The organism is Anabaena sp. FACHB-83 (assembly GCF_014697485.1).
Classification (GTDB): Bacteria; Cyanobacteriota; Cyanobacteriia; order Cyanobacteriales; family Nostocaceae; genus Nostoc_B.
This window is the reverse complement of the sequence record NZ_JACJRY010000030.1, coordinates 1-23,803: the sequence shown is the minus strand read 5'-3', so window position 1 is coordinate 23,803 and position 23,803 is coordinate 1. Positions and strand designations below refer to the sequence as shown.

Annotated in this window: 13 protein-coding genes; 8 read left to right on the top strand and 5 right to left on the bottom strand. The window is 38.1% G+C overall.

Translation table 11 applies throughout. From position 1 onward, the window contains the following. The first annotated feature begins 135 nt into the window (after nucleotides 1–135). The 3 genes from bchL to H6G79_RS25830 all read left to right on the top strand — a co-directional run bounded on the left by bchL (nucleotide 136) and on the right by H6G79_RS25830 (nucleotide 3,388). On the top strand, nucleotides 136–1,002 hold the full coding sequence (gene bchL / locus H6G79_RS25840; protein ID WP_062295146.1) for a ferredoxin:protochlorophyllide reductase (ATP-dependent) iron-sulfur ATP-binding protein: 867 nt from the start codon (nucleotides 136–138) through the stop codon (nucleotides 1,000–1,002). 30 nt (nucleotides 1,003–1,032) lie between these two features. Continuing rightward, nucleotides 1,033–1,806: a DUF5331 domain-containing protein gene (locus H6G79_RS25835; protein WP_190591524.1), complete on the top strand. Its 774-nt coding sequence runs from the start codon at nucleotides 1,033–1,035 to the stop codon at nucleotides 1,804–1,806. Between the two features lie 178 nt (nucleotides 1,807–1,984). Further along, a complete protein-coding gene (locus tag H6G79_RS25830) occupies nucleotides 1,985–3,388 on the top strand; it encodes a ferredoxin:protochlorophyllide reductase (ATP-dependent) subunit N (RefSeq protein ID WP_190591523.1) in 1,404 nt (467 codons plus the stop codon). 541 nt (nucleotides 3,389–3,929) lie between these two features. On the opposite strand, the gene H6G79_RS25825 is transcribed toward H6G79_RS25830, so the two are convergent. Further along, nucleotides 3,930–4,139, bottom strand: coding sequence for a hypothetical protein (locus H6G79_RS25825; RefSeq protein ID WP_190591522.1), 210 nt, complete (start codon nucleotides 4,137–4,139; stop codon nucleotides 3,930–3,932). A gap of 1,029 nt (nucleotides 4,140–5,168) precedes the next feature. On the opposite strand from H6G79_RS25825, the gene H6G79_RS25820 reads away from it, so the two are divergent. The 5 genes from H6G79_RS25820 (at nucleotide 5,169) to H6G79_RS25800 (ending at nucleotide 19,262) form a co-directional block, all read left to right on the top strand. Next, complete coding sequence (locus H6G79_RS25820; RefSeq protein ID WP_190591521.1) at nucleotides 5,169–8,243, top strand: amino acid adenylation domain-containing protein; 3,075 nt, start codon at nucleotides 5,169–5,171, stop codon at nucleotides 8,241–8,243. A gap of 161 nt (nucleotides 8,244–8,404) precedes the next feature. After that, nucleotides 8,405–13,795: an ATP-binding sensor histidine kinase gene (locus H6G79_RS25815; protein WP_190591520.1), complete on the top strand. Its 5,391-nt coding sequence runs from the start codon at nucleotides 8,405–8,407 to the stop codon at nucleotides 13,793–13,795. Between the two features lie 192 nt (nucleotides 13,796–13,987). Beyond that, nucleotides 13,988–14,245 carry a hypothetical protein gene (locus tag H6G79_RS25810; RefSeq protein WP_190591519.1) on the top strand — a complete coding sequence of 86 codons (258 nt, stop codon included), beginning with the start codon at nucleotides 13,988–13,990 and terminating at the stop codon, nucleotides 14,243–14,245. Nucleotides 14,246–15,214: 969 nt separating this feature from the next. Continuing rightward, nucleotides 15,215–16,975: a glycosyltransferase family 39 protein gene (locus H6G79_RS25805; protein WP_313934325.1), complete on the top strand. Its 1,761-nt coding sequence runs from the start codon at nucleotides 15,215–15,217 to the stop codon at nucleotides 16,973–16,975. A gap of 640 nt (nucleotides 16,976–17,615) precedes the next feature. Then, entirely contained in the window at nucleotides 17,616–19,262 is a 1,647-nt protein-coding gene (locus H6G79_RS25800; RefSeq protein WP_190591517.1) for an iron uptake porin, read from the top strand. Between the two features lie 261 nt (nucleotides 19,263–19,523). Here the strand turns inward: H6G79_RS25800 and H6G79_RS25795 are convergent, their stop codons facing one another. The 4 genes from H6G79_RS25795 to H6G79_RS25780 form a co-directional block, all read right to left on the bottom strand. Next, a complete protein-coding gene (locus H6G79_RS25795) occupies nucleotides 19,524–20,786 on the bottom strand; it encodes an ATP-binding cassette domain-containing protein (protein WP_190591516.1) in 1,263 nt (420 codons plus the stop codon). A 147-nt stretch (nucleotides 20,787–20,933) separates the two neighbouring features. Then, nucleotides 20,934–21,194: a MoaD/ThiS family protein gene (locus H6G79_RS25790; RefSeq protein ID WP_190591515.1), complete on the bottom strand. Its 261-nt coding sequence runs from the start codon at nucleotides 21,192–21,194 to the stop codon at nucleotides 20,934–20,936. 294 nt (nucleotides 21,195–21,488) lie between these two features. Next, a complete protein-coding gene (locus H6G79_RS25785; RefSeq protein ID WP_190591514.1) occupies nucleotides 21,489–22,748 on the bottom strand; it encodes an EndoU domain-containing protein in 1,260 nt (419 codons plus the stop codon). 217 nt (nucleotides 22,749–22,965) lie between these two features. Further along, nucleotides 22,966–23,457: a hypothetical protein gene (locus H6G79_RS25780; protein WP_190591513.1), complete on the bottom strand. Its 492-nt coding sequence runs from the start codon at nucleotides 23,455–23,457 to the stop codon at nucleotides 22,966–22,968. Between the last annotated feature and the right edge of the window lie 346 nt (nucleotides 23,458–23,803).

Here is a 23,803-nt window from a genome sequence, read left to right as displayed (position 1 = left end):
TTTATGCCCCCTTTATTTTCTATGCAATTTCGTCAATAATGACACTCAACTACCTCACACATTGCCATCGGCGGCTAGGTGAAGGCCAATGTTTGAGCCAAAAGTTTGACAAAAAACTATAAGAGGCAAATAACAGTGAAACTAGCAGTCTACGGAAAAGGCGGTATTGGCAAGTCAACAACTAGCTGTAACATATCTGTCGCTTTAGCCAAACGGGGCAAAAAAGTGCTGCAAATTGGTTGCGACCCGAAACACGACAGCACCTTTACCCTGACTGGATTTTTGATTCCGACAATTATCGACACTCTCCAGTCCAAAGATTATCACTACGAAGATGTTTGGCCAGAAGATGTCATTTACAAAGGCTATGGCGGTGTTGACTGCGTAGAAGCTGGCGGCCCTCCTGCGGGTGCAGGGTGTGGTGGCTACGTAGTTGGGGAGACCGTAAAATTACTGAAAGAACTCAACGCCTTTGATGAATACGATGTAATTTTATTTGATGTGCTGGGTGATGTAGTTTGTGGTGGCTTTGCGGCTCCTTTAAACTATGCAGATTACTGCATGATCGTTACTGATAATGGCTTTGATGCTTTATTTGCAGCAAATCGAATTGCCGCTTCCGTCAGAGAAAAAGCCCGGACTCACCCATTGCGTTTAGCTGGTTTAATTGGCAATCGGACATCAAAGCGTGACTTGATTAATAAATATGTAGAATCAGTCCCCATGCCTGTTCTAGAGGTTTTACCTTTAATTGAAGATATCCGCGTTTCTCGCGTCAAAGGTAAGACATTATTTGAAATGGCAGAGTCAGATCCTTCCCTGAACTACGTTTGCGACTATTACCTCAACATTGCTGACCAAATTTTGGCAAGACCAGAGGGAGTAGTACCGAACGACGCTCCCGATCGCGAATTGTTCTCTTTGTTGTCTGATTTTTATCTAAATCCGCGTAAACCACAGGTTCCTAATTCAGAAGAGGAATTAGACTTGATGATTGTATAAATCACCAAGTTCTCAGGATGAGGGACAAATATGGCTTTCTTTAGTAGCTTTACAGATTCAATTAGACAAAAGTGGTTGCAGTTCTTCCAGGTTAACCGTGACTGGATTACCTTGCACATGGAAGTCGAGTCAGTGTATACCCCCGATGGCGGCAAGCGACCACCTTCTTACCTCATCCTGGGAGTTGTGAACGCGCTAGAACCAAAACTAGCGCAGTTGATGATGCCCTTTTCCAAATTGAATGCTGATGCTGACACCTTAATTGAAGTGTTGGAACTGCATTTTGACCCAGACATTGTCCTTGGTAATCGCTTGAGTAATCCTCCAGTTGAACCAGAGACAAACCAAGAAGAGTCAACAATTGTGCTGCCAGATGACAATGTTGATGATGAAACCTTAGCAATTTCTCATCTCAACGGTTTTGGTTTAGATGCTAGTGAATTAAAGGATAAGGAACCCAACCAAGAATTAAATGATGTTTCCTTGTCTAATGAACAGAACGGCAAACATGAGCCTCAAGCTGCGATGCCTTTGGCAACGTCTTCGACGAACGCACTTGAGACTGATGATTTTGGCGATGTTTCCTTTAAAAGTGACACCACATCAGCAACCAAACTAGATGAAGAAATTCTCGGCGACTTAAACCCACCAGATGAAAACGCTTTTAATGATGTTTTGTCTGATGTTTGGGGTGATGAAACCGGATTGCAAAAGGGTGAAGAAAATAATGATTTTCTAGGGGAAGAATTACCAACTGGTGTTTTTGATGACTCAGAAATTGCCCGTCTCTTCCCCAACAGTTAATAGTTACTGTTTCAGTTGAATTTAGGGATTGCTCACTGTGCTGTACAGAGTAGGGAGTAGGGAGTAAGCAGTAGAGAGTAGGGTATGATCATCCTCTCACTACTTATTCACTCCCCAACTCTTCCTATTGCTGACCCTACATTCATCTGCCTTTAAATTACAAGGGGAGAAAACCAAAATGACTGTCGCGCAACAACCAGAAGCTTTAAACTTTGAGTGCGAAACTGGGAATTACCACACCTTCTGTCCGATTAGCTGCGTGGCGTGGTTGTACCAAAAGATTGAAGATAGCTTCTTCTTGGTGATTGGGACAAAAACCTGTGGCTATTTTCTCCAAAATGCAATGGGGGTGATGATTTTTGCTGAACCCCGTTATGCAATGGCAGAGTTAGAAGAAGGTGATATTTCAGCACAGTTAAATGACTATGAAGAATTAAAGCGGTTGTGTGAGCAAATAAAACGCGATCGCAACCCCAGTGTAATTGTCTGGATTGGCACTTGCACCACAGAAATTATCAAAATGGACTTGGAAGGTTTAGCACCCAAGTTAGAAAGCGAAATAGGCATTCCCATTGTTGTCGCCCGTGCCAACGGTTTAGATTACGCTTTTACCCAAGGTGAAGACACTGTTTTAGCCGCAATGGCACATCGCTGTCCTACCCAAGCGCCCATAACCGAAAATGAGAAAAACGAGCGCAACGCCATTCAAAAACTGCTCAACTTTGGTAAGAAAAAAGAAGATGTAGTTCAAGAAGAATCAGAATACGTAGATCATCCACCTCTAGTTCTTTTCGGCTCCCTCCCTGATCCAGTTGTTACCCAGTTAACCCTAGAATTAAAGAAACAAGGCATCAAAGTTTCTGGCTGGCTACCAGCTAAACGCTTCACAGAACTACCCGTGCTAGAAGAAGGATATTACGTTGCAGGTGTTAACCCCTTCCTCAGCCGCACAGCTACCACCTTAATGCGTCGCCGCAAATGCAAATTAATTGGCGCACCCTTCCCCATCGGCCCTGATGGAACTCGCGCCTGGATAGAGAAAATTTGCTCAGTGTTTGGCATTACACCCAAAGGACTAGAAGAACGAGAAGCACAAATCTGGGCAGGCTTAGAAGACTACGTAAAACTAATTCGTGGCAAGTCTGTATTCTTCATGGGTGATAACCTGCTAGAAGTCTCCTTAGCGCGGTTCTTGGTACGTTGTGGAATGACAGTCCATGAAGTTGGCATTCCTTACATGGATAAGCGTTACCAAGCAGCAGAATTGGCAATGTTAGAGCAAGCTTGTCAAGAAATGGGTGTACCTTTACCCAAGATTGTCGAAAAACCAGATAATTACAACCAAGTGCAGCGCATTTATGAGTTAAAACCCGACTTAGTAATTACTGGAATGGCTCACGCTAACCCATTAGAAGCACGCGGCATTAATACCAAGTGGTCAGTAGAGTTTACCTTTGCTCAAATTCATGGTTTTAGCAATGCCCGTGACATCTTAGAGTTAGTCACTCGCCCACTGCGTCGCAATAATAATTTGAAAGACTTGGGTTGGGATAAGTTAGTCAGAGAAGAAGCCAAGATTTAAGTTGTGTGTGGCAATTTAATCAATAAACCATAGCAATCCTAAATCATTTGTGAACTTCTTTTTCTTCTCTTTGTTCTCTTTCTTTGTGTCCTACCCTGCGGGAAGCCGCTATCGCGTCTATGAGTCCTTTGCGGTTCGTTAAAAAGAATATTTTTTCACAACTCATACCAATTAACGGAATTACTGATACAAATCACTTTATCTGTACTTCTGCTTCCGGTCGCCGAGCAAAATCGAGGCGATGGTTGGATATATGTATCATGTTTAAGGTGAAATAGTATCAGAAAAGATTGCTATATCAGGCGAACAAAAGTTCGCCTTTTTGCTTTTTATTTCGGTCAAAGGTGTAAAGAATGTCTAATTTAACTAACTCCCTAAATCAAATTCTGAAATGGTTAGAAAACAACCAACCTGAATTTGCATCCTCATTCTTACCGGGATTAAGTTGAGATTGGTAGGTTGGGTGAAGCGAAGCATAACCCAACAAAGGTTAGGCTAAACTTATAGAAATTTAAAATCAGTTTAATGCGTAAGTTAGGCTTTAATTCGCCTTATTAACCCCTGTAGTAACAAGATTAGCTCCTGAAAAAATCAGATTGAGCAAATTATCAGACTTATTAACTTGAGCAGGTTGTCCAGTTATCTCTCTTAACCAAGTAACAACCTGTTTAGTTCCGACTTCTCGAATTACACCGCCAACTCGTTCTAATGTTCCATTTGCTAAACCTTTAACAACCCAATCAGCAAGCATAAAGGTTACCTGTAACTGGTAGATTCACAATTTTCTCCTCATTCTTGACATTCACAATCTCTCCTCAATTAAGTATTCCCAGTTACACCTACTAAAATTGATGACTACACTCAGCAAACAAGTCTAAGCCAGTTAGTGGGGTGTTGCATAAATGCCATATAGCTTTAGGAAAAAGCCCAGCCTATGGTTTCCCTACTTCAGCCAAGTGGCATGTGTAGGTGTTTAAAACCCTTATACCCCTTATTTACAGATAACCCTGGTACGTAATTCACATCATTAAAAAGTTAAATTTTTAACACTTACCAGTAAAATAGTTAAATTTTTAACATACTCAAGTACAAATACTTAAGAATTTAAAATTACAATATTTGTTTGCTGATAAATTGTTTAGACAAAATAAATTACTCATTAAAGATTGATTCAAACCTTTATTTAGCAAGCAATAGATATCAAAGTAATTATTTATCAACTACTTAAATATCTTTGCATAAGTATTTAAAATAGTTGCTTTATAAAGTTAAAGATTTGAATTACTATCTGGATATTTAATACCAGCTATGTCAAGATAAATTTCTAGCTTCATATTCTTATTCCCGGAACTTTAGATGAGCATCTCACCAGCTAGATTCAAAAAACCTTACATTAAATTGCTGAATGAATATCTAACATCTAGAGTTATTCATTTGAGAATGAGTCTGGGTTACTACAAATTTGCTATCAATTATCAAACCTATCTCTTTTGAAGATGACTGCTTGTTAGTAAATAAATTTTGAATAACAATACCTTGATATCTAATGAGATTCATTTGTTCCTTGTACCTTTAAGTATGTAGTTAGTTAATACATAATTTATGCTCATACTCAATCTTGTACTGCTCTAACATCTCAAAGGAACAACTGAAAAAACAGATATCCTAATATGTCGAATTTTCCACCATCCCAGTAAATACCTTGATTTTTAGTTTTATCAATGTCATCTACCCATATTTAATCTCGCATTTTCTGACCAAAAACGAATCTGTAAATATAATGAATACTCAAAAATTTTCTACTCCTAAAACTGTTGTTTCTTTAATCGATTTGGTTTTTCAGCAATATCAAGATGAATTGGCTGTCATTGTAGAAGATCAGCAGTTTAGTTATGGTGAGTTGCAGCGACGGACAGAACAGTTATCTCAATACTTAACAGCCCAAGGTTGGCTACAACCTAACAGTTTAGTTGGACTTTGTATTGAACCTTCTTTTGAAATGATTGTTGCAATCTGTGCCATTTTAAAAGCAGGTGCAGCGTTTGTACCGCTTGATCCTGATTTACCTCGTCAGCGACTCAGCTATATGATTGCTGATGCTAAATTAACTACAATTTTGACACAGCAAAAGTTTGCTTTTGACCTTGAGCCAGCTATGCGGCAGAGTGGTTTGGATGGAAAAATGTGTTTTTTAGACACTCCTACTGTCTGGCAACCTTTAACCACGTCCTTTGCGTTAGACCCCGTAGAGTCTGAGCAATTGGCATATATAATTTATACATCTGGCTCCACTGGTATACCTAAAGGCGTAATGTTGACCCATCAAGGTTTGCTCAATCTTGCAGAAGCTAGTTGTAGCACTTTTAATATCACACCGGGCTTGCGCTTGCTTCAGTTTGCTTCTATCAGTTTTGATGCCGCAGTTTGGGAAATCTTCACAGCATTATGTGGTGGAGCAACTTTGGTATTAGGTGCAAGAGAGCAAATGCTTCCTGGACAACTCTTGGCAAACTTCATCACAAAACATCAGGTGCATTGGGTGATGTTATCTCCTTCTGTACTTGCAACACTCACACCTTTCCGCAATCACTTAACTGATTTACGTATGGTTGTGGTAGGTGGTGAAGTTTGTCCTGTCTCGCTTGCTCAAGCTTGGATATCACCCCAAACTCGCTTTTTCAATGCTTACGGGCCAACAGAAATTACTGTTTGCTGTACAATGTACGAGTTTCAGCCACAGGATATTAATCTACCTATTGGTTATGCACTGCCAAATGTAGAGCTATATGTTCTTGATGAAGAACTTCAACTTTGTCGGCCTGGTGAAAAAGGTGAGCTATATGTAGGCGGGATGGGAGTAGCCAAAGGCTATCTCGACAAACCTGAAATTACCAGTTCTCGTTTTCTGGATAACCCGTTTGGTGTGGGCAAAATTTATAAAACGGGCGATGTTGTTTATGAAGATGCCGATCATCCTGGATTAATACACTATGCAGGTAGGTCTGATCATCAGGTAAAAATTCGGGGCAAGCGCATAGAAATAGAAGCCATTGAAATGATACTTGCTCAACATCCAGGAGTACAGACGAATGCAGTTAAGGCAATTAAAACTACACGTATAGAAAGTAGTGATGTAGCAGAAAATTACGGTATATCAATGCTGGTTGCATACGTCGTGCCGAAAGCTGGGCAGTTTTTGACAGAAAAGCACTTACAACGCTTTGCAGCCGAGCAACTACCAGATTATATGGTGCCTACACGTTTTGTATTTATGGATGAATTACCTTTGCTACCTAATCGCAGCAAAGTAGACCGAAATTCTTTACCAGAATTGCCTCAAACACCATCTTTTGTTACCGATACGATGGACAACTCCATCAAAATTGCAGTAGTGTTTGACGAAGCTTTAGAGTTACCGACTGGAACTTGCAAGCCTCACTCTAATTTCTTTGAGATGGGTGGTAGTTCCCTGTGCATAGCGCATGTTTTATATGGGCTGGAACGGGATTTTGGTGTGACTATTCCTTCTCGCTTAATTTATGAATATCCCACACCATCGGATGTAGCAAGATTATTAGAGCAATTTAAACTCAAAAGTGAAAGCGTCACTCATGATAGACACATTGATTTAAAGGCAGAAGCTGTACTTTCACCAAATTTGAATACATCGATTTGGCAACAACCACCACAAGCTAAATATGACTGTGCATTGATTACAGGTGCAACAGGTTTTCTGGGCGCACACTTGCTGGATGAACTGTTGAGAAGAGGTAGCTATAGAAAAATCTATTGCTTGATTAGAGCAGAAAGCCAAGCCATTGCGATTGAAAGGCTACGTACCACTTTCATACAATATCAGTTACCAACGGCGAAACTTGAGCAGGTAAATGTTCTTAATGGCGATCTCGAACAACCACAGTTGCAACTATCAACACAATTATTTGACCAACTGGGTGACGAAGTTGATCAAATTTACCATGTAGCTGCTGATACTAATTACATCAAACCTTACTCATTGATCAAAAAGCCCAATGTTGATGGAACTGCAAATATCCTGGCGTTAGCAGCGCATCGTCGGCATAAAACTCTGCATTACTTATCTACTTTGGCTGTTTATGGCTCAATCACTTCATTACTAGGTATAAATGATGTCGTAGAAGACCTTGACATTGACCTATGTGAAGGAATTATGTCTGTAGAGTATGGATATGTACGCTCAAAGTGGGTTGCAGAAAGAATGCTACACTCAGCCAAAGAACAAGGATTAGCAGTTTCGATTTACCGCCCTGGTTTTATTTCTGGACACAGACAAACCAAAATCGCTAACCTGAATGATATGTTTTACCGCTTTGTGAGTGGTTGTATTCAGATGGGTATGTATCCAGAGTTTCCTGAAAAACGTTGGGTTCCGACACCTGTAGACTATGTGGCTGAAGCGATCGCTCATCTTTCACTGGATACAAAATATACTGGTGGTCAGTACAATATCCTTGTCCCTCAAGAAAAGGAATTAAGTCATTTAGAAATATTTGAATACATTGAGGAGTTGGGCTATCCTCTACAAAAGATTTCGCCAAAAAATTGGTTGAATGCACTATCTACTCTACCAACTACGAATCCTTTACATCCATTAATTTCATTCTTCCAAGAGAAAGTATATCAAGACCGTAGCACTATTTTGGAGGTACACCATCGCACTCCCAACTTCCTGACAGAAAATGTTCTTCAAGCTATCGAGGGTACTAATATTGAATGTCCAGCAATAGACAAAAATCTGATTAGACAATACTTACCCAACTTTGATAGACATTTCTTAAGTAGACAGCTCCAAAATCCAGCCGCCCTCAATTATTAGTAGTTAACTAGATTCCCAATTTTAAAGCAAAATTGGGAATCTGAGTCTTATACTTCTACAAAATCATAGGCTGAATAGAGTACCACAATTCTTAATTTGTAACTCAGGAAAAGATAGTTAACCTTTTAAATATTTTGTGTTTATTCACAAAGGTAATAATTATGTTAGCAGTGGATTCAATATCAGGGTATGACTTAAACGAAATGCTCCATGAAGGAGATGATACCATTATTTATCGTGCTAGATCAGTATATGACCAACAACCGATTATTCTGAAAATACTGAAAGCCGATTATCCTTCCATAGATGCGATCGCTCGTTTGAGACATGAATATAAAGTTACCGCTAACCTAGATTTAGCAGGTGTAATTAAAACCTTAAGGCTAGAAACTCATAAAAATAGACTGGCGATCGTATTTGAAGATATCAATGGCTACTCATTAAAACAACTGCTAAGTCACAGCAAACAAGACTTAAAGAGTTTTATGAGCATTGCAATTCAATTAGCTAAAGCTCTAGTATCTGTACATAGTTGTAATATTATTCATAAAGATATTAAACCTGCCAACATCATCATTAATCCCGAAACTAGAATTGTCAAACTCACTGATTTTAGTATTGCATCACGTTTAGATAAAGAAACCACCCAACTAGCTAACCCCAATCAACTAGAAGGTACTTTAGTTTATATGTCTCCCGAACAAACTGGGAGAATGAACCGTAGCCTGGACTATCGCAGCGATTTTTACTCTCTGGGAGTGACTTTTTATGAAATACTGACCGACCAATTACCTTTTCAAAGTGATGATCCTCTAGAATTGGTTTACTCTCATATTGCTAAAGAACCTACAGGCATTGAAAAATTAAACCCTGAAATTCCTAGCGCCATCTCTGCTCTAGTTAATAAATTGATGGCAAAAAATGCTGAAGACCGCTACCAAACAGCTAAAGGATTGTTAGCAGATTTAGAAATTTGTCGGGAAAAATTAGAAACAACTAGTAAAATTATAGATTTTACACCTGGTCGCCTAGATGTTTTAAGTCAGTTACTAATTCCTCAAAAGCTATATGGTAGAGAATCTCAAGTTAATTCACTTTTAGATGCTTTTGAGCGTGTTAGTCAAGGCAAACGGGAATTGGTATTAGTTTCTGGTTATTCAGGAATTGGGAAATCTTCAGTAGTCAATGAAGTCAATAAACCCATCACTCGTGCTAAAGGCTTTTTTATTAGTGGTAAGTTTGACCAGTTTCAACGTAATGTTCCCTACGCTTCATTGATTCAGGCTTTTAGTTCGTTAATGCGGCAATTGCTGACAGAAGATGACCAAAAGTTTGAAACATGGCGGCGTAAAATATTAGCTGCGGTGAAGTCCTATGGCAAAGTTATTATTGATGTCATTCCCGAAGTGGAATTAGTAATAGGCAAACAACCAGATGTAGCACCACTAAATGCAGCAGAGTCACAAAACCGCTTCAATCGTGTTTTTACAGATTTTATCCGCGTCTTTGCTACAAAAGATAACCCTTTAGTCATCTTTTTAGATGACTTGCAATGGGCTGATTCTGCTACTCTCAAGTTGATAGAATTGTTAATTAACGACCCAAAAACCAAATATTTACTGTTAATTGGGGCTTATCGCAATAATGAAGTTAGCATTACACATCCTTTAATTCAAACAATCGAAGAAATTAGCAAAAAACACAACATTGTCAACAACATTGTGTTACAAGCTTTATCAGTTGACAACTATCATCAATTAATTGCCGATACACTACATAATAATTCAGTAAAAATCAAAGTACTAGTAGATTTACTGTACAATAAAACGGCAGGTAATCCATTTTTTTTAACACAATTATTACTAGTATTACATCAAGAGAAACTATTTGAATTTGACTTTCATCTTGGTTCGTGGCAGTGGGATATAGAGAAAATCCAAAGCATTGGAATTATTGATCAGCGTATCGTAGAATTAATTGCCAATAGAATTAAAAACCTGCCGATCGCCACCCAAGAAATATTGAAACTAGCTGCTTGTATTGGTAATAGATTCTCACTGGATATTCTTTCTATTGTTAGCGGTAAATCTCCAGCAAGTACTGCAAATGATTTATACTCTGCATTACAATGTGGATTAATTTTACCTTTAAGTGATGCTTATCGCATCCCCTTAGTATTTGAACAGGAAGAATCTGCAAAACTAACTTTTGATTCTAAGCAGATTGCTTATAAATTCTTACATGACCGTATACAACAGGCTGCTTATTCATTAATTCCTGAAAGTCAAAAACAAGAAACACACTTACAAATAGGTCGTTTATTACTAGAACAGACACCTGCGGAATTAATTTCAGAAAATATTTTAGATATTGTTAATCAACTAAATGTTGGTTGGGATTTATTAACTGAAGAATCTGAAAAATATCAACTAGCAAATCTAAATCTGATTGCAGGCAAAAAAGCTAAAGCTGCTACAGCCTATGAGGCTGCTGCAAGATATTTAAACATAGGTTTAAAACTTTTGACAGCAGATAGTTGGCGAACCAGCTATGAACTCACGTTAAATTTATATACGGAAACCACAGAGTTAGAATATTTAAATGGGAATTTTGAACAATCTAATTATTTAGGAAATATTGCTATAAGTCGAGCTATTAATATTCTGGATAAAGTGAAATTATATGAAGTAAAAATGTTAATTTGTATGGCACAAAATCAGATGCCAGAAGTTCTCGAAATCGGGGTAAAATCTCTCAAAGAATTAGGCGTAAATTTACCAAATAAACCTACACAAATACATGTTTTATCAGCCTTAGCTGAAACCAAAATCGCATTGATAGGGAAACCAATAGAAAAGTTAGCCTTATTATCAGATATGTCTGATCCTTATAAACTAGCAGCTATGCAAATACTATTGCAAATTGTACCGGCTGCTAGTCAAGCAGGTTCTTTTCTATTTCTGTTATCTGTTTTGGCAATGGTGAGATTATCGATTAAATACGGCAAATCACCTGTTTCGGCTTATGGTTATGCAGCTTATGGTACTGTTTTAACTGATAAATTTAACCAATTTGAAACAGGATATAAATTAGGTAAGCTGGCAGTTAAATTACTAGAAAATACGACGGCTAACTCAATTAAAGCTACAGTTTACTTTGTACATAATGGTACAATTAGCTTTTATAAACAGCCCCTTAAAGAAACAATACCACCACTTATAGAAGGGATGCAGAGTGGACTAGAACTAGGTAATATCGAAAATGCTGGTTATTGTGCTGTAATTGCGGGATATCATGCTTTACTGTCGGGAGAAAATTTAGAATCGGTAGAACATAAAATATCTGGCTACGTTGATTTAATGCAGAAATTAAAGCTGGAATCTCTAGCAGCAGCTACCAGCCTTTTTAGACAAGCAGCTTTAAATTTACGCTCTAAGTCATCGCACAAAGCCGTGTTAATTGGTGAGGCTTTTGATGAAATTACGATGGCATCGGAGTTATTAAAGAATTATTCTTTTAAAGGTTTTTATTATGGCTGTAAAACTATAGTTTGTTATTTATTTAACGAATATCAACTAGCAGTAGAAAATGCTGTATTAGCAGAAAAAACTCATGCAGATAATGTGGGTTTGCTAATTTATGTTGCCAATAACTTTTATTACTCTTTAGCTTTGACAGCACTTTGTAATCAAGCTGAACCTGCACAAAAGCAGCAATATTTAAAGCAAGTAGCTGCTAATCAAAAGCAAATGAAAAAATGGGCGACACAAGCACCATGTAACTTTCAGCATAAATATGATTTAGTAGAAGCTGAAAGAGCCAGAGTTTTGGGTCAATTTCAACTAGCAATAGACTTGTATGATCGTGCTATTGCAGGAGCTAAAAATAATGATTATATTTCGGAAGAAGCTTTAGCAAACGAACTTGCTGCCAAATGTTATATAGAGTTTGGTAAAGAAAAAATTGCCAAAATGTATATGACAGAAGCTTATTATGCTTATATTCATTGGGGCGCTTTAGCAAAAGTTCAATTATTGGATGAAAAGTATAATCATCTAATTATTCGTAGTGTAAATTCTAAACAATTAGAGATAGATGTTACCCGCACCATTGCTACAACAAAAATTAATTATACAGGCACAACAAGTAATAACGATGGTGTTTTAGATTTAGCAACAATCCTGAAAGCTTCACAGGCAATTAGTGGCGAAATAGTGCTTGATAAACTTCTGGAAAAGCTTTTACAAATAATTTTAGAAAATGCTGCGGCTCAAAAGGGTTGTCTGATTTTACTGAAAGATAATGAGTTATTCATAGAAGCAATCAACGATATTGATAGTAACGCAATTATTTTGCAATCGACTCCATTAAAAGCAAGTGAAGATATCCCAGGTTCTATAGTTGAGTACGTTGCTAGGACTCAAGAAGTTTTAGTCATTAATGATGCTATTTCTGAGGCTAATTATCAAGGCAATGCTTATGTTCAAAAGCATAAACCAATTTCGATATTGTGTAACCCTATCTTCTATCAGGGTAAATTTATTGGCATCTTGTACTTAGAGAATCGACTGATTGCTAGTGCATTTACCAAAGAAAATATCAAAGTATTAAATTTAATTACCTCTCAAGCAGCAATTTCTTTAGAAAATTCTCGACTATATCAGCAAGCTCAAAACTATGCTAAACAATTAGAGTCTTCGCTGTCTGATCTCAAGGAAATGCAATTGCAATTAGTCCAAAGTGAAAAAATGTCTACTTTGGGTAATTTAGTTTCCGGTATAGCTCATGAAATTAATAACCCCATTGGATTTATTATAGGCAACCTAAAACCTGCGAATGAGTACATACAAGACTTATTCAAGGTAATAGACTTGTATGAAAAACACTATCCTCAACCAGTATCAGAAATTACTAAAACTCGCCGAGATGTTGATATGGAATATGTGCGGGAAGACTTACCGAAACTAATTGCTTCTATGCAAGAGGGAGTCAACCGTATTTATGATGTCAGCTTAAGTTTGCGTACCTTCTCTAGAGGCGATACTCAAAAACCTAGCATTTGTCATGTTCACGAAATTATTGACAGTACAGTTTTAATTCTCAAGCATCGTTTGAAAGCTTCTCAAGCTCGTCCAGCAATTGAAGTTGTCAAAAATTATGATGACTTACCATCAGTGCGCTGTTTTCCTGGACAACTTAGCCAAGTGTTTATGAATTTGATAGCTAATGCTATCGATGCGTTGGAAGAATCAAATGTGGGACGTAAGATGGATGAGATTAAAGCTCATCCCAACCGGATTACACTCACTACCAAACTCAATGAAGAGCATGATAGGGTGTTAATTTCCATTCAAGATAATGGGATAGGGATACCTCCTGAAGTTAAACAGAAGATTTTTGATCATTTATTTACTACTAAACCAGTAGGTAAAGGAACAGGTTTGGGATTAGCGATCGCTCGTCAAATTATCATAGAAAAACACGGTGGAAGTATTCAGGTAAATTCTCAACCTGGTGAGGGAACCGAGTTTATCATCCAGTTACCAATATAAGCCTGAGCCGCAAATAAGTTTTTTTAGTCTCAAGCTAAACGTAAGTATGACGTTTAGCTTAGGTACTTTTGTACTGATTGATGTGCCTTTCCTCACAAAATCCTCAATTTTATTACGTAATATCCATAACCAAGCCAAATACAAGTTTTCTAGAACAGTTCGACAAAAATCTCAGGCTTATGGAAAGATGCTATGAAAGTTGAACAACCATTATCTCAGGAACCGACACCAGAAGAAGTGCGGGAACTAGAAAAATTGAAAACCATGATTGAACAGTATGTACAAGATGGTGAAATTACTCACCAAGAAATTCAAAACTTTTACTGTGCAATGTTCGCTCATGGAAAACCTAGTGCAGATCAAATTTACCGTTCACTAGAGTTGTATAGAAACATTATTGGAGAAAAGCTTAACAAACTTGAAGTTTGGTATGAGCCACCCAGTAATTAAGTAAGTGGAGACAATTATTTAGAAGACGCATTTCGACTTCGCTCAATGCTCATACCAAAAACCTCTTCCCACGTCAGCGAAATCAAAATCAAACTTTCTTCTTCATTTAAACTCCATCCCTTTATGGGTGGAGTATTCACCGATTCTGAATTCTGACTTCTATTTATAACAGTAGCCAAGTTGCTCAGGACATTGGCAAATTTTGAAGACAGCAAAACACTTTAAACTCTTTTACATACTTCGTTTAAATGTAAAGAATTGATAACTTTCTCTAAGGTTAAAATATTACTTGTTAAAATAAAAACATAGTTTGCTAAACATTTAGCTACAAAGTCTCTCTTTTTAAATCCTTTATTATTGCTCTGATACTCAGTGATTAGCTTTGAAGATACTTTACTTTAAAAGTATCTTTTTTATTGTGAATATAGGAATACGGTTTGATTCCTGAATCTAGTTGTGTGGTGCGCGTTCGCAAAGCGTCTCGCACAGAAGCGCAGCGCCAGCGCGATAGGCAGGGAGTAGGAAAGAAGCCTGCTCTAGGTGTACTGATTTTTTCCCAAATCAAATATAAGTCCTATACATACAACCTCTCTGCATGATTTTGGGTTTTAAGCTTGTATCTCATTTACCCAAAATACGCTATGACTAACTATCAAATTTGTTCTGATTAGATTAGTAACTGTTATCTGCTGTGTCTTGATTTTTGATATTCAATATCAAAATTAACAATTTTTATTCAAATTTGATCTAAAGCCACAAAACTGATATTAGTAATAATACTGTTGACTGATAACTTTGTACAATACTTTATCTGTCTAACGATAGATTGACTAGGGTATCCCAATTCTATCAATCTGACAGTTACAAACTAGCATAACAAAATTTAAATTAATGCTGAGATTTCAACAGAACTATTATACAAAGTTCCTAAAAGCTTGGCCTTATTACATCACAATTTTAATTTTGTTGGTGGTTTTTGCTATTTACAGCTATTCAATTTTCACCGAAAAATTATATTTAGGAAGCTTTGTAGATAAAGGAGCGCGTTTCTTAATTGCTATGCAATATGCTCAAGAACCAAGCAAAGCTTTAGAGCTAAGTTCTTGGGTAGCAATTTGGCCGCCTATTCCTTTTATTATACAGTCTTTTATTCTGCGCTTGGTGCTGTTTCTGGGAGTGTCTGATATTAGTTTAGGTATTAAAGCCATTGAGTTGACTAGTGTTACTCTTGTTTTAATAGGTTTCTTTTTTATTAGTCGTGCTGTTGCTCTACAAACTAATGATAGCACTGGTGTTTTAGCTTGTTTAATGTGCTTATGCACGCCTTTACTATTGGATTTGGCACATACTCCAATGTCGGAAGGATATAGCTTTTTCTTTGTTGCAATAGCTATCTACAGTGTATTGAATTATCTGGAATCAAATAAAAAAATCAGTTATGTAATTGCAATATTCTGCTTTGTTTTAGCTTATTTTTGTCGGACAGAAAGTTTATTTTTTTCTTTGATTGCTGGAGCTTTTCTGATCGCACATAAACGCTGGAAGCCAGCACTATTGCTAGTAAGTATCACAATAGCAGTAGCATTAGCTCAAATATTAGGGGCTAATTTTTTGATCCAAGGTAACAAAATTTATGATAGGGACATCTGGGGAGAACCGCCATTAGAAAGGTTAAGACAAGCACAAAAAATGCTGCTGGTATTGTTGAGATATAATAAAAAGCTGGTTTTTCTGTCGTTAATATGGATTATCCCTCTAGTTTATTTTCAGTTCAGTCAGGGAGCTAAGGCGAATAATACAATCATTACTGCTCCCAGAAATATTCAGCCTAATTTGATATATACTCTACGTCGATTCCGAAATTGGCTAGTTAATGATGCTATTGCTATTTGGACTATTTTGTTTTTATTTTCACTAGCATTCCCAGTTATTCTCATAATTAGAGGTGGGCTGACTTATCAACCAAGATTTATGTTTTGGGCTAATATTTTTATGATTGTTATGCTTGCCCTAATTATTGCGCGGACTAATTATATTATTTCTTCAATAAGAAATAGAAAATTAGGGAAACAGTTAGTGATTGTAAGTCTGACATTAGCAACAGTGTTCTCTCTTTCATCTGGATTTTCTTATGCAAGTGCAAGTGTGAAAATCCAGAAAATGCCATCTGATGTCAAGGATGTGGTTCATTTTATATCTGAACATCAAGTATCAAACACTCGCATAGCATTTGATTTTTTAAGATGGGAAGAATATAGTTTAGCTGCTTATTTATTAGATCCGAAAATTAAGACGGTTGCAACTCAATTTTCCTTGAGATGGACTGTGTTTCCGCGAGAGATTGATCCAGAAGTGACATCTTTGTTAAGTGAAAAATTTGATATCCCTGCGCCGGAAAATACACCAGAAGGACAAGTGGCTATTGTACACGCTTATATTCATGCTAAACATCCTGGATATTTTGTCATAGCCAGTAATAGTTTGTATGAAAAGCTCAAGCAAAAATATAAAAATCAAGAGATAGTCAATGGTGCTGGGACAATTAACCGTCTGCGAAAGTACTTAACTCCAAAAGATACTGCTAATTCAATCTTTGATTTTCAATCGCCTTATATTTTGCCTGACAAGAAAATTATCTTGACGAAAGTTTATGAGAATGATTCTTTTATTGTTCTTAAAAATGTCAGAATTCCGGAGCCAGAAGTCAGGATTCAGAATGTTGGTATATGAAGTAAAATTCTTCTAGGTCAATCGATAAATTATTACTCCAAACGTAGACACCAGTAAACAACCAATAATCAGTCCAAAACAATATAGGAATCGGGCGTATCGTTTTTTATTTAAGGTGTGAAGGTCACAAAGACTCGTGGTTTTATCAGTTTTAACGTGGCGTGTAAAAGGTTTAAGGGCTATTAAGCTTATCGAGGCTATGTTTTAAATTATTTCGTCTCCCCGTCAGGGCGATCGCTTCATAATGGTAGTTAACAATTTGAATTTACTGTAGATCGGTTTATATCAGTGCATCCACAACCCAAACTCTCAAAACACCAACCAGTATACAAGCAGGATTTATCTCCTTTTCCTCAACCTCTTGACAAATGTGCAATTCTCTTAACCTCTCACGGATGTAATACAAGCTGTATGGAAATTAACAAGTTTGTTTTTACTTAAAAAATCAAGATACTTTTGATGCTGAGATAATTGAGATAAAACCGTTAAATCAAGAGTTTACACGGAGAAATATAAAAAAATAAAGAAGTTTCGGCACAATAGCAGCTAAATCAGCAAAAGAGAAAATAAAGTATTATGGGATACATTTAGAAGACGGCGATCGCGTCATTCTAACAAAACAGTGTGAGGAAAAAATAACATGTCTCATTTATTGTGGAAAACACTGGTATTATCTCCAGTCTGTTTAGGCGTAGCTATTTTATGTTCATCCAAGGTAGTAGCGGCTGAAATTGAAACCAACTTACCCACACCTCAACAGCAGTTGATTTCTCAAGCCACAACTGAAGCCAGTCCAGTTTTAGAACAAGTCAACCAATACAGCCAAGAAGGTGAAAACCAAACTTCCCTATCTCAAGTCACCTCAGTTTCGCAATTTTCCGATGTACAGCCCACAGATTGGGCATTTCAAGCATTGCAATCTTTAGTTGAACGCTACGGATGTATTGCAGGTTATCCTAACGGTACTTATCGCGGTAATCGTGCTTTGACACGTTATGAATTTGCCGCAGGTTTAAACGCTTGTTTAGATAGAGTTAATGAACTGATTGCAACAGCAACCGCCGACTTAGTAACAAAAGAAGACTTAGCCACACTTCAGCGTTTGCAAGAAGAATTTTCCGCAGAACTAGCAACCTTACGCGGTAGAGTAGACGCACTAGAAGCACGCACCGCCGAGTTAGAAGCGAATCAATTTTCCACCACTACCAAACTCGTGGGTGAAGCTGTTTTTGCTGTCACCGATAGCTTTGGCGACAACGACAACAACAACACCGTCTTTCAAGATAGGGTGCGTCTCGACTTCCAAACCAGCTTCACAGGTAAAGATATCCTACATACTCGGATTGCCACTGGTAACGCCAGTGTTTTACCTTTAGCAAACAATACTTTTGAAGGAACGCAAACATTTAATGTGTTCCTTGGTAGTGGCAATAGTGCGTTTATCGATTGGTTAGCATATTACTTCCCTGTTGGTAACTCACAAGTTTATGTTGCAGCTACTGGCGGTATTCATAGCGATTACGTTCCTACCGTCAACCCCTACTTTGAAGATTTTGACGGTGGTAATGGTGCTTTATCTACCTTTGCTGGCGAAAGTCCAATTTATCGTATCGGTGGCGGTGCAGGTGCGGCGCTGAACTTAGCCTTTGGTGGTGGCGGTACTTTTAAACCTTCATTAACCTTGGGTTACTTAGCTTCCGAAGGAAATAACCCCAATTCTGGTTCCGGTTTATTTGCTGGTAACTATGCAGCTTTAGCACAATTAAACTTGAATGTTGGCGATCGCCTTACCTTAGCTGCCACCTACGTTAACGGGTATCATGGTGCAGGTAGCGCCTTATTCGATTTTGGTTCAGTAACCACTGGTGTTGTTGGTACTCGACAAGCTAACTTTGTCGATAGTGGTAATCCCTACGTCAGTAACTCCTATGGTTTTGAAGCAGCTTTCAGACCTAGCGATAAACTATCCATTAGTGGTTTTGCCCTCTATAGCCAAGTTAGAGGCTTTGGCGCTAATGATGATGGCGAAGTTTGGAGTTATGGACTAGGGGTAGCTTTGCCTGATTTCGGTAAAAAAGGCAACGTTTTAGGCATTTTTGGCGGCGCTCAACCCTATCTTGGTAGTAACACTAACAGCAATCCTTTCCACATCGAAGGCTTTTATAAATACCGCGTCAGCGACAACATTTCCATTACCCCTGGTGTAATTTGGTTAACCAATCCTGGTCAAACTGCTAATGCTGATGATGCAATCATCGGTACTTTGAGAACCACCTTTACTTTCTAGAAAGTTTCATCAGTTAAAGATGTCTCTTGTTTAGAAATCAAGATACCCGACTTCTTTAATAAGTCGGGTATCTAATACCATTTCACGAAATTACTGATAGAAATCGCTTCCTCTGCAACTCTGCTTCTGGTCGCCGAGCGTTCGCGCAGCGTCTCCGTCAGGAGAAGTCGAGGCGCTACTTGCATATCCGTATCATTTTTAAAGTGAAATGGTATAAGCAAATGCGATTTTCACAAATTAAATAGAATAGCTGGATTAATATTAAAAGTCATTTGCAGGGAAGATGGCTAGTTCTGTTTCTGGGTCGAAAAAGTGAATTTTTTCGGGATTGATTGATAACCATAATTGTTCGCCAATCTTTAGCTGTCGGTCTGTGGGAACTCTGACTTGCAAGTAAGGCGCATTAGGGTCTATTGGAGAGTCTGGTTCAGTTAGTCTGACACTCAAGAACGCATCATTGCCGAGATTTTCTACCAAATCTACTTTGACAGGCAAATTTTTAGTAGCAGGTAAACTCAGGTTCAGATGTTCGGGACGAATACCTAAAATTAAGGTTTGTTTATCATATTTTTGTAGGGCTTTTCCCCAACTTTCGGGAAGGGTGAAACGAAAGAGGGGATGGTTAATTAATAATGGTGCAGAAAATTCTACCGGGATAAAATTCATCGGTGGTGAACCAATAAATTCAGCGACGAAGCGGTTAGCAGGACGGTTATATAGTTCTAATGGGGAAGCAAGTTGTTGAATTTGACCTTGATTCATGATGGCGATGCGATCGCCCATTGTCATTGCTTCTGTTTGGTCGTGGGTAACGTAAATTGTAGTTGTGCCTAATTGTCGTTGCAATTTTACAATTTGAGCGCGAGTTTCTGCCCTTAATTTGGCATCTAAATTAGATAATGGTTCATCCATTAAAAATACTTGGGGATTACGCGCGATCGCTCTTCCTAATGCTACCCTTTGTCTTTGTCCCCCTGATAATTGTTTGGGTAAGCGATTTAGCAGCATTTCAATTTGTAATAATTGCGCCACAGAATGCACCTGTGTCTCAATTAATCTTTCTTTTGCGGAGACATAACGCAATCCTTTGGGTAATTTCCTTGTTCCTCCAACCAAAAGATTTTCCGCCCAGTTAGGAAGTTGGGAGCGTTGATTTACCCCACTACTTAATTCTCTGCGGCGTAACCCAAAAGCAATGTTGTCATACACCGTCATGTGGGGATAGAGGGCGTAATTTTGAAACACCATTGCAATGTCTCGTTCTTTGGGTGGTAAATCATTCACCAAGCGATCGCCTACTAAAATATTGCCACCAGTCAGGGTTTCTAAGCCTGCAATTAACCGCAGCAGAGTGCTTTTACCACAGCCAGAAGGCCCCACCAGCACCATAAATTCACCATCGGCTATTGTCAGGTTAATTCGCCGCAAAACATTAATATTCTCCACACGTTCTGGGGTTGTACTGCTGTCGCCTTTACGCGGAGGGAAACTTTTATAAACGTTTTCTACAATTACTTGCGCCACAGGTATTAGTGATTGTCCTTGGTCATTATTTATAAGTCATTGGTCATTAACTGAAAACAAATGACCAATGACAAAGGACATTTTAACGCCCATCAGCGATTAAGTACCCAAATTCTCAAATCAGAATGACATCTGTTTTAGAGCATACTACCCGCCACTCACAGGCGGAATTAGTACCACTTCATCACCATTGTGGAGTAATGTCTCTGGTTCAACAAAAATCAAATTGATACCAAAGCGGGTGATATCGCGCCATTTAGCGAGTTCTGGACGTTCTGCAATCAGGCGATCGCACACGGCTTGCACTGGTGTACCTTCAGGAAGTTCCAGCACCAATTCTGACAACCCAAAAGCTTCTTGATAAGCAGCAAATAATTTTACTGTGACAGTGATTGCAGATGTAGACATACAAAAGCTTAGTATTCTAGAACTTTGCTCAATCTAGAGTTTCCTAGACTGAGATATGACACAGCTTCTTCAGCCACTGTCATTTGTAACCAATAGTACAACTTGGATATTTGTTTATGTAGTTAGCAAAAATACTATCATCCATTCTTCCATAAAAAATGATGAAAAAAGTAAATAGCACAGATACAAAAAATTATGTTTTGAGAAGAGATGAATAGTAATCAAGGTGTAAGGGCTTTTCTTACTTACACCTCTACACTGTAGATTTTTGTCTGAATTTATGAGTTTAATTACTCAATTACAGTTAGCGCCGCTAGGGGTAGCATCAGGATAAAAAGTCCGAATACCACCTGATCTTCTGACAAATACAGCTTTAAAAGTTCTACCTTCATCAGTCACACTGAGAAGACAGGTTTGGTTAGTGCTGGTAGTGTTGGGGTTATTTTTGTAACCCAAAGATGCGTTAGACAAAATTTCCTCGGCATTCAAAGTATAAGGATAACCTTTAATGCTAGATTGAGAAGTCCCACTACCTACTCTCATGATCGCACCTATAGTGTAGATTGTGTTCGGCACGACTTCTTCGTTAGATGTATTATTGTTCAGTCGTCCAGCTAAACCTTGATTTTGCAACTGTAAATAACGACCAACAAAATGCAATCCACCAATAGCACCCCCTTGTACTGGTTCACCGCAGAATACATGGTCAAAACCTGCGACATTAAACCACACATCGGTTAAATCGTTCAAGAAATCAACTGTGGAAGTCCGACCTGGTTTGAGATATCCTCCCACATAATTCTGAATATTTGCCAATACAGTGGGGTTATTATTCATCAATGTTTGGAAACCAGTGCGACTCACAACTGTACCTGGAGCGCCGCAAAGATTCACTACTGCTGTGTCAAAGCTATTGAGAGATGGGGCGGGAGGCGTGACATCAGCCGGACTACCATAAGCCAACCCAGACACAGAGTTGTTGACGTTATCAAAGAAAGGTACAGAACCTGGGGGTAGAGAAGAAGTAGAACCGTAATCAGTAATTACGATGTCATCAATATTGGTTCTGTTTGCAGTTCCATCAGTTTTGCGAATGTCACAGCGAACTGTACCAGGAATATTGGCGGTAATAGTCGCTGTTTGCAAGGTTGTAGAATTGGTATTAACAATTGCACCTACTGGTGAGTAAGAAGCGCCACTGTTAGTTGAACACCAAACGCCCCAGCTAGAATTACCATCATTACCAAATTTAGCGTGTTTGACAGTGATCGAACCTGCACCTGTAGTCCGGTCAAATCTCATGGAGAGAATACCACTATTGCGGATACGGGCAGATTGAGTACCATTTTTGACATCAGTGCTAAGATTCCCCAGTAGAGCATCATTAAAATTCCATGTACCTGTTCTCAGCACAACATTTGCTGCTGCATAACTGCCTTTTGTACCAATTTCAAAATCTTCCGTAATTGTGGCACTATTGGCACTACTTACACAAACAGTAAATAGGATAAATGTTCCAACTGATATCTGTAAGGGAAAAGCTAACTTAGACATACTTAATTGATTTAATTAGTGGGTGATAGCGAACTAGAAAAGACGATAATTTCCGTTACTTTTCAGATAACAAAATCATCATGTAAAATACAGTAGATGAATTTGAAAAAACACATTACAGTTAGCGACGCGGCTATCAATTATCCCGTCTTTTTATTAAATCTCGATTAAATCTCAGTTAAAGTTTAAGTTAGTAACTTATTCTCTAATTCAGTAATCAATCTTCATCATTTACCCAGAGTATTCCCATCTGTGTTTGAGTTACAAAAATTACTCCTGTGTCAAAGGTTGCTGGTGTCAGAGAATCCCAAGCAATCATGGCAGAATAGTTATTAACAAATTCTGCGTTAGTAAAAAATTTACAGTGAGGTTGAAATAAATCAAATACTTGATGAGAGATTCTTTCTGCCTCTTCTACCTGCATAATTTTTGAGGAATAGGCTAAATCTTGAGTCAGGACAAATACTATAATTTTGTTGGCTGCTGTTTGCGTAATTTCTTGCCAGCGATCGCCAATACCAACATAACCTATTTGTCTAACAAACAAATCAAGAATTTCTGTTAAATTTTCAGCCTCGTCAAGCAGAAGATTAGAGGTTATTTGTTTAATTTCAAACAAAACATTTCCTTGATTACGTTTTGATAAGATTTCTGCTCGCAATTCTCTAACTACTGAAGAATCTACACTGTCTAATATTTTTAGACTCATTTTATGTAAATTAATGTATCAGTATGATATTTGAATGTAATGGCAAACAACCATTCACCTATAGGAGTCCGATTTGATTTCTGAATCTAGTTTTGTGGTGCGCGTTCGCAAAGCGTCTCGCAGAGAAGCGCAGCGCAAGCGCGATAGGCAGGGAGTAGGGAATGGGGAGTAGGGAGTAGGAAAAAAGCCTGACCTGGGTGTACTGATTTTTTTCATAAATCAAATATGAGTCCTATAGAACCCATTTGGGATCTATGAAGTAGCTAACCGTTTGAGCATAAGTCTGACAAAACAGAGATGAATTTTAGTCGTCGCATTCTCCAAAGTTCTTTCAAAATTTTTGACC